This is a genomic window from Streptomyces sp. NPDC086023, assembly GCF_044540325.1.
Taxonomy (GTDB): Bacteria; Actinomycetota; Actinomycetes; order Streptomycetales; family Streptomycetaceae; genus Streptomyces.
The window spans coordinates 127,090-133,527 of sequence record NZ_JBITRX010000011.1; the positions used below are offsets into that span (position 1 = coordinate 127,090).

At 74.6% G+C, this 6,438-nt stretch carries 9 protein-coding genes; 4 read left to right on the forward strand and 5 right to left on the reverse strand.

Annotation, left to right across the window (positions count from 1 at the left end; all coding sequences use genetic code 11):
* Positions 1-9: 9 nt before the first annotated feature.
* Positions 10-285 (forward strand): hypothetical protein, encoded by a 276-nt coding sequence (locus tag ACIF6F_RS22465; protein WP_399949237.1) that lies wholly within the window; start codon positions 10-12, stop codon positions 283-285.
* Between the two features lie 7 nt (positions 286-292).
* On the opposite strand, the gene ACIF6F_RS22470 is transcribed toward ACIF6F_RS22465, so the two are convergent.
* Both ACIF6F_RS22470 and ACIF6F_RS22475 read right to left on the reverse strand, forming a co-directional pair.
* On the reverse strand, positions 293-988 hold the full coding sequence (locus ACIF6F_RS22470; protein ID WP_399949239.1) for a ribonuclease H: 696 nt from the start codon (positions 986-988) through the stop codon (positions 293-295).
* Between the two features lie 34 nt (positions 989-1,022).
* On the reverse strand, positions 1,023-1,550 hold the full coding sequence (locus ACIF6F_RS22475) for a pyridoxal-phosphate dependent enzyme (RefSeq protein ID WP_399949241.1): 528 nt from the start codon (positions 1,548-1,550) through the stop codon (positions 1,023-1,025).
* Between the two features lie 331 nt (positions 1,551-1,881).
* Here ACIF6F_RS22475 and ACIF6F_RS22480 point away from each other — a divergent pair, with 331 nt between their 5' ends.
* Positions 1,882-2,190, forward strand: a complete 309-nt coding sequence (locus ACIF6F_RS22480; protein WP_399949243.1) for a hypothetical protein — start codon at positions 1,882-1,884, stop codon at positions 2,188-2,190.
* Here ACIF6F_RS22480 and ACIF6F_RS22485 read toward each other — a convergent pair.
* The 3 genes from ACIF6F_RS22485 to ACIF6F_RS22495 all read right to left on the reverse strand — a co-directional run bounded on the left by ACIF6F_RS22485 (position 2,168) and on the right by ACIF6F_RS22495 (position 5,161).
* Complete coding sequence (locus ACIF6F_RS22485; RefSeq protein ID WP_399949245.1) at positions 2,168-2,854, reverse strand: 1-acyl-sn-glycerol-3-phosphate acyltransferase; 687 nt, start codon at positions 2,852-2,854, stop codon at positions 2,168-2,170. The two genes, ACIF6F_RS22480 and ACIF6F_RS22485, sit on opposite strands and share 23 nt — an antisense overlap.
* A gap of 381 nt (positions 2,855-3,235) precedes the next feature.
* Positions 3,236-3,973: a class I SAM-dependent methyltransferase gene (locus ACIF6F_RS22490; RefSeq protein WP_399949247.1), complete on the reverse strand. Its 738-nt coding sequence runs from the start codon at positions 3,971-3,973 to the stop codon at positions 3,236-3,238.
* A 228-nt stretch (positions 3,974-4,201) separates the two neighbouring features.
* Entirely contained in the window at positions 4,202-5,161 is a 960-nt protein-coding gene (locus tag ACIF6F_RS22495) for a SigB/SigF/SigG family RNA polymerase sigma factor (RefSeq protein ID WP_399949249.1), read from the reverse strand.
* A gap of 170 nt (positions 5,162-5,331) precedes the next feature.
* Between ACIF6F_RS22495 and ACIF6F_RS22500 the strand changes: the two genes are divergently transcribed.
* On the forward strand, positions 5,332-5,775 hold the full coding sequence (locus ACIF6F_RS22500) for a helix-turn-helix transcriptional regulator (protein WP_399949251.1): 444 nt from the start codon (positions 5,332-5,334) through the stop codon (positions 5,773-5,775).
* A gap of 115 nt (positions 5,776-5,890) precedes the next feature.
* The gene (locus tag ACIF6F_RS22505; RefSeq protein ID WP_399949253.1) at positions 5,891-6,250 is read left to right on the forward strand and encodes a PRC-barrel domain-containing protein; all 360 of its coding nucleotides are present in this window, start codon (positions 5,891-5,893) and stop codon (positions 6,248-6,250) included.
* Positions 6,251-6,438: the final 188 nt, after the last annotated feature.

The window sequence follows — 6,438 nt, forward strand, 5'->3', positions numbered from 1 at the left end:
CCTCGCCGCATGCGCCCCGAGCGAGCACGGCCGCGTTGGACCGACCTGACCGCCCGCGCGTTCGGCTGCGCGGCGGTCCTCGCCGCCGCGGCCGGTTCGCTCGGTTACGACGTCCCCCTCCTGCTGCTGCTCCTCGCACCGGCCCTCGCCTTCGCGGCCCTGGCTTTCAAGGCCCTGGGCCTGGAACGCGGAAGTGCCCGCACCGTCCTGCTGAGCGCAGCCACCCTGCTGGCCACCTGCGCCGTGCTCGGCGCGCTGCTGCTCAACGGGATGGCGGAGGGCTGACGTCCGGTCAGGCCGGATCGGCGGCGGGCCGGCAGTCGGGGTGCCCCCAGCGGGTGCCGAGTCTGGCGATGTCCTCACCGGCGGCGTAGCCGCGGCCGCAGGGGCAGGTGCCGCGGTACTTCGCCTTGATGGTGCGGGTGGCCGAGCCGGCGCCGGAGGCGGGGCGTGTGCTCCGGGCCGGCTTGCGGCGGGGCGGGGCGGTGCGGTCCGCGGCGGGAACCGGGATCTCCTCCGTGCCGAGCGCCGTGCCGGCGGGCTCCTGGCTGGTGGCGGCGTCGCTGGCGGCCTGGTCGGCGATGGCGTTGAGGTGGTCGCCGTCCTCGCGGTGGGCGGGCACGTAGCGGAAGTCGACGTCCCGGTCGGCGAGGAGGCCGTCGATGGCCTGGACGAGCTCCTGGTTGGCGACGGGCTTGCCCGCGGCCGTGCGCCAGCCGTTCCGCTTCCAGTTCGGCAGCCACTGGGTGACGGCCTTCATCGCGTACTGGGAGTCCATCCGCACCTCCAGCGCCGTCCCCTCGGGCACGGCCTCCAGCAGGCGCTGGAGGGCGGTGAGTTCCCCGACGTTGTTGGTGGCGCGGCCCAGCGGCCCGGCCTCCCAGCGCTCGGCGCGGCCCTCGGAGTCGGCGATGACCCAGGCCCATGCGGCCGGGCCGGGGTTTCCCTTGGCCGCCCCGTCACAGGCGGCGATGATGCGATCGGACATCCCACGATGATGCCCTACCGGCCGGGCCGCCCGGTCAGGCGAGCGCGGCGCGGACCGTGGCCCAGTCGGCCGGCAGCGCCGGGTACCGGTCCCGCCGTGCGGTCGCGGTGTCCTTGAACCCGCTGGAGGTGGCGACGCACACGGCCGGGCCCTCCTCGGCGGCTCCGGTCCCGGCCGGGTGGCCGGCCCGGAGGGCGGCCAGGCCCGCGGCCGCCGACAGCTCGACCCACATGCCCTGGGCGGCCAGTTCGTCGCGGGCGGAGCTCAGTTGTGCATCGGTCAGGGCGTGCGCGGTGCCGCCGCTCTCCCTGAGGGCGACGACGCCGCGGTAGCCGCTCACCGCGCAGTCGATGGCGTACGCGTCCGTGGGTCCCACCCGGACCGTTGCGGCCGGCCGGCCCGTGCGCACGGCAGCGGCCAGCGGCGCTCCGGCGGCGGGCTCGCACGCGTGGACGCGGGGGGTACGGTCGGCGAGGCCGAGCAGCACCAGTTCCCGGAAGCCCTTCCACACGCCGAAGAGCAGCTCGCCGTAGCCGGTGGGGACGTAGACGTCCGCGGGCACCTCGCCGGTGGGTGAGTGGGCGGCGGGCGGGTCGGGGCGCGGGGCGGTTCTCCGGGCGGGGCGCCGGCCCCGGGGCTGGTGTGCGCCGGAGGCGGGGGCGCCGGGTCGCGGCGGGCGGGCCGCGGCGGGCGGGCTGAACGGGTACGCGCTCGACGCCGACGGCCCGGTCCGGGCCCGGGCCGACGGCCGGCCCGCATTCCGCAAGCAGGGTGCGGCAGAGCCGTCAAGTCACGAATTCGAGTGGCGTGACCCGCATGACCGCCGGTGATTCCGTGGAGGCACACGCCCGGCTCCGGCCGGGTCCTTTTCCCCGCCCGAACGGAGAATTCCGATGTCCAGCAAGCTGCCCGGGAAGTACCGGACCCGCATTCTGCTCGCCGTATCCGCGCTGCCCCTCGTGGGTGCCGGCATCGCGCTGCCGGCGGTCGCGATGGAAGCTCCGGCCGCCGTTCCACGGCAGGTCGGGACGCTCGTTCCGGAACAGGCCGGGACGCTCACCCCGGCCGACGCCGACGTGATCATCGACGAGGCGACCGCCACCGCGATCTGCGGTGACGGATCGAGTGCGGACAGCGACGCCGTCAAGGCGGAAGTCAAGAAGCGCATTCTGGAAAAGCTCAAGGCGAAGCTTGCCGGCTGACCGCGGAATTCCAGGCGGCCGGCTCGCCGATCCGTCGCGCCGCCGTCCGCCAGGCCGCCGTGACCGCCTCGTGGGCCGTCCTGGTGGCCGTCGGCACGTCCGCGGGGAGGTGGAGCGCCTCGCCCAGGTGGACGTGCAGGCGCGGCCGACGGGCCGGCGCCGTGACGATCCCGGCGAGCTGCTTGGCACGGCTGCCGGAGGTGATCCGTCGCGCGCCCGCCTGTCCCAGGGGGACCACGGGTGCGCCCGTGGCCGCCGCGAGGCGGGCCGGGCCGCTGCGGAAGGCGCAGGGCGCGGCCTCGGCGGCGTCCCTGCGCTGCGGCAGCCGGCCCTCCCCGTAGATCAGCACGTCGCGGCCGGCGGCCAGGGCCTCGGCCGCCGCGTCCAGCGAGGCCGCGGCCCTGGCCGTGCCCCGGTGTACGGGGATGTGGCCGCCGGAGCCGAGCAGGCCGCGCAGCAGCGGGATGCGCCACAGGCCGGCGGTCGCCAGGACGACGGGCTCGATGCCCATGCGGTGCAGGCCGGCCAGGACGACGCCCGGGTCGGCGAGGGAGCTGTGGTTCGCGAGGATGATCCTGCCCGCCCGGGGCGAGGAGGCACGGTCCGCGCTGACTGTGAGGTGCCCGAGCACCGGGACGACCGCTGCGGCGATGCGGCTGAGCACGGGTGACTCCCGAGGGTTGACGACGTGTTGGCCCTCATCGTCGTGCCGCGGCACTGCCCGGGCCTGAGTGCCCGTACTCACGCGGGCCCGCGCGGGAACTCATCCCGCCGGCGGCGTGTCAGGCCGGCGGAGTGCAGGGCCGGACGGGCCAAGGGCCGGGGCCGGGAGTTCACCCCTGCGGATGCTCGGCCGTCGGTGGGCGAGGTGTCTCCGTCGCCGTACCGGGTTGCGGCTCCTCCCGAGGCGGCCGCGATCGGCGAGGCCTTCGGTGACCGGCCGGCCGAGACGGTCGGCGTGCACGCGGCGGAGGCCGTGTGCGGGCCGCCTTCGCCGCCCGGGAGATCCCGGGCGGCGCGCAGGCCCGCCGGCCTCCCTTCCGGGTCAGGCGCGGCAGCGGAGCGTGCCCAGCGCCGGGTTGGCCGTGAAGTCCGCCCAGAACTCCTCACCGTACTCCTGGATGCCCGCGGCGGAGATCTCCAGCGGGGCCCAGGTCAGGTCGGTGAACCCGGCCGCCAGGAGGCACTCCTCGTAGGTCTTCCGGCTGGGCGGGCTGGCCTCGAACGAGATCGGCCGGTCGAGCAGCGCGGTGAGCCTGATGCGCGGCCCGACCGCCGTCTCGCCGATCTGCTCGCACAGGAAGCCGTACTTGGCGAGGGACGGGCCGTCGAAGCGGTAGTCCGGGTGCTGGAGGAAGAGGAAGAAGTCCGCTCCGGGCACCAGGCTGCGGTGGACGTTGCGGAACATCCGCTCGACGGTGGCGACGTCGTCCGCGTAGTTGAACGCCTGGACGGCGACGGCCACGTCGAAGGGCCGGTCGAAGGGGCGCAGTTCGGCGATGTCGCCGACCTCGTACCGGATGCCCAGCGGGTCCTTGTCCTCGATGGCCCGGGCGGCGGCGATCATCTCGCCGGAGATGTCGACGCCCAGGACGTCCGAGGCGCCCCGGCGCTTGAACTCGCGGCTGTAGAAGCCGGTGCCGGAAGCGAGGTCGAGGACCGACTTGCCCGCCACGTCGCCGACGAGGGCGAGGAAGCCCGGCACCTCGCCGTAGCGCGCGAGGGGCAGGGTCTTGAAGCCCTCGAACGCCTCGCCGATCCCGTCGTACAGCTGACCACTCATCGTGCTGTCTCTCCCCGTGTCCTGGCGTCGGCCTTCGGAACGGCCGCGGCCTGTGGGAGAGAGTCTTGCCGCAGGCCGGCGAGGGTCCGTACAGGCAGAAGACACGAAGTCGGGACCTTCTCGTGTTCGTATCTGACGATCAGACAACTCCGTCCGGCCGTAAGGCAGCAGCCCCGGCCGGCCGGACCGCACCGGCCCCGGCCGGCCGACCACCCGCGGCTGCTGCGGTCAGTCGTCCCGCAGCAGTTCCTCGCGCAGGCTGCCGAGGGTGCGGGAGAGCAGCCGGGAGACGTGCATCTGGGAGAGCCCGATCTCCGCGCCGATCTCGGCCTGGGTCATCTCCTGGCCGAAGCGCAGCTCCAGGATGCGGGTGGTGCGTTCGTCCAGCCGGGCGAGGAGGGGGGCCAGGGCGTGGCGGTTCTCGACCGCCTCCAGGTCCGGGTCCACGCCCCCGAGGGTCTCGGCGAGGGTGCGTGCGGAGCGGTCGGCCGCCCGTGCACCCGACCCCGCGGAGATCTCCTGGGGGGCGTCGAGGGAGTGGGCGGAGTAGCCGTTGGCCGCGACGAGGCCCTGGCGGACCTCGTCCTCGGGGAGGTCGAGGTGCGCGGCGAGTTCCGCGGGGGCGGGGGCGTGGCCGGTGGCGGAGGTCAGCTCCTCCGTGGCCTTGGCCAGTTGGGAACGCAGCTCCTGGTGACGCCGGGGAACCCGTACGGCCCACGTGGTGTCGCGGAAGTGCCGCTTGATCTCGCCGGTGATGTAGGGCATGGCCAGCGTGCTGAACTGGACGTTGCGCTCGGGTTCGTAGCGGTCGATGGCCTTGATCAGGCCGATGGTGCCGACCTGGATGATGTCCTCGGTCTCCGGGCCGCCGGGACGGTCCCGGAAGGGGCGGGCGGCGAAGTGCACCAGGGAGATGTTCATCTCGATCAGCGTGTTGCGTACGTACTGGTACGCGCGGGTGCCCTCTTCGAGGCTGCGCAGGCGCTCGAAGAACACCCGGGTCAGCTCCCGGGCGTCACAGGTCGGCACCTCGCGCGGGCAGGGCACCTCGGGGAGGCCGAGCAGGTCGGGGTCTCCGGTGCCCGCAGCGCCGGGCGGCGCGGGCTCCGGCTGCTCGTGCCCGGGGCGCTCGGCCTCGGGGTGCTCGGCTTCGGTGTGCAGGGCCTCGGGGGTGGCCGTGAAGGTCATCGTCTGCGCTCCTTGGGCACTTGGCTTGCGGTGCGTTGGGCGATCGCGGTCAAGCGGAGGTCACGTTCCGCTCACCCAGCACCCTGCCGGGGGATCGGACACACGTCAAGGGATACCGGAAAACTGGTTCGGGAATTGCTTTTCGCGAGTTGTGGCTCAAGAATGTCGGCGTGGAGAACGAGCACACGGACGCCCGCCGGAACCGCTGGACCTTCCTGACGAACCACGCCCGGGTCCTGGTCGCGATCGCGCGCGACCCGGGGATCCGACTGCGCGACATCGCGGCCGGCTGCGGCCTCACCGAGCGCACCGTGCAGGCGATCGTCACGGACCTCCAGGCGGACGGGTACCTCACGCGCACCCGCGACGGCCGGCGCAACCGCTACGTCATCGCCCCCGGCGCCCGGTTCCGCCATCCCGCGGAGGCCGGCCTGGAGATCGCCGGCCTGCTGGACTACCTCGCCGGCCATCCCGCGGAGCCGGCGGCGCCGTCCGCCGAGGCCGCCGCCGCCATGGCTCCGGTTCCGGTCTCTGTTCCGGTCCCGGTCCCGGTCCCGGTCTCGGTCCAGGTCCCGGTCTCGGTCCCGGCTCCGGTTCCCGACGAAGCCGTGTGAGTCAAACCCGGGAACCGGGGCATGCGAGGTCCGTGGCGACGCCGCCGGCCCCGGTCCGGACCCGGGCCGGCCTGCCGTCGCCCCCGACGAATCGCCGAGAAGGGAAGTTGCTCCCATGACCGACAACATCTGGGTCTACCGCCTCTCCGCCGGCAGCCTGGAGGGCACCGATCTGACGGGCTACAAGGTGGAGGCCGTGGACGGCACCATCGGCAAGGTCGACAAGCACTCGTACGAGACCGACGCATCCTGGATCGTCGTCGACACCGGCCCCTGGATCTTCGGCAAGGAGGTCCTCCTGCCCGCCGGCACGATCACCCGCGTGGACACCGCGGAGGAGAAGGTCTACGTCGACCGGACGAAGGAACAGGTCAAGGAGGCCCCGGAGTTCGTCCGCGACAAGCACCTGGGCGACCCGGAGTACCACCGGGAGGTCGGCGGCTACTGGGGCGACGCCCCCCTGGGCCGCTTCTGACCGCGCCGCGCCGCGGTCCTGGAGCCCGGCGGGGGGGGGGGGGGGGGGGGGGGGGGGGGGGGCCCCCCGCCGGGGGGGGGGGGGGGGGCCCGCCCCCCCCCCCCCCGCCCCCCCCCCCGCCCCCCCCCCCCCCCCACGGGGCGCCCTCCCGCAGCGGGCGCGTTCGCAGCCACCCCGGTTGCCCCAGG

What these genes read in the sequence shown, in the direction of transcription:
- ACIF6F_RS22470 (WP_399949239.1), bottom strand. Translation starts at nt 988, where the DNA reads ATGTCCGATCGCATCATCGCCGCCTGTGACGGGGCGGCCAAGGGAAAC.
- ACIF6F_RS22465 (WP_399949237.1), top strand. Translation starts at nt 10, where the DNA reads ATGCGCCCCGAGCGAGCACGGCCGCGTTGGACCGACCTGACCGCCCGC.
- ACIF6F_RS22490 (WP_399949247.1), bottom strand. Translation starts at nt 3,973, where the DNA reads ATGAGTGGTCAGCTGTACGACGGGATCGGCGAGGCGTTCGAGGGCTTC.
- ACIF6F_RS22495 (WP_399949249.1), bottom strand. Translation starts at nt 5,161, where the DNA reads ATGACCTTCACGGCCACCCCCGAGGCCCTGCACACCGAAGCCGAGCAC.
- ACIF6F_RS22480 (WP_399949243.1), top strand. Translation starts at nt 1,882, where the DNA reads ATGTCCAGCAAGCTGCCCGGGAAGTACCGGACCCGCATTCTGCTCGCC.
- ACIF6F_RS22505 (WP_399949253.1), top strand. Translation starts at nt 5,891, where the DNA reads ATGACCGACAACATCTGGGTCTACCGCCTCTCCGCCGGCAGCCTGGAG.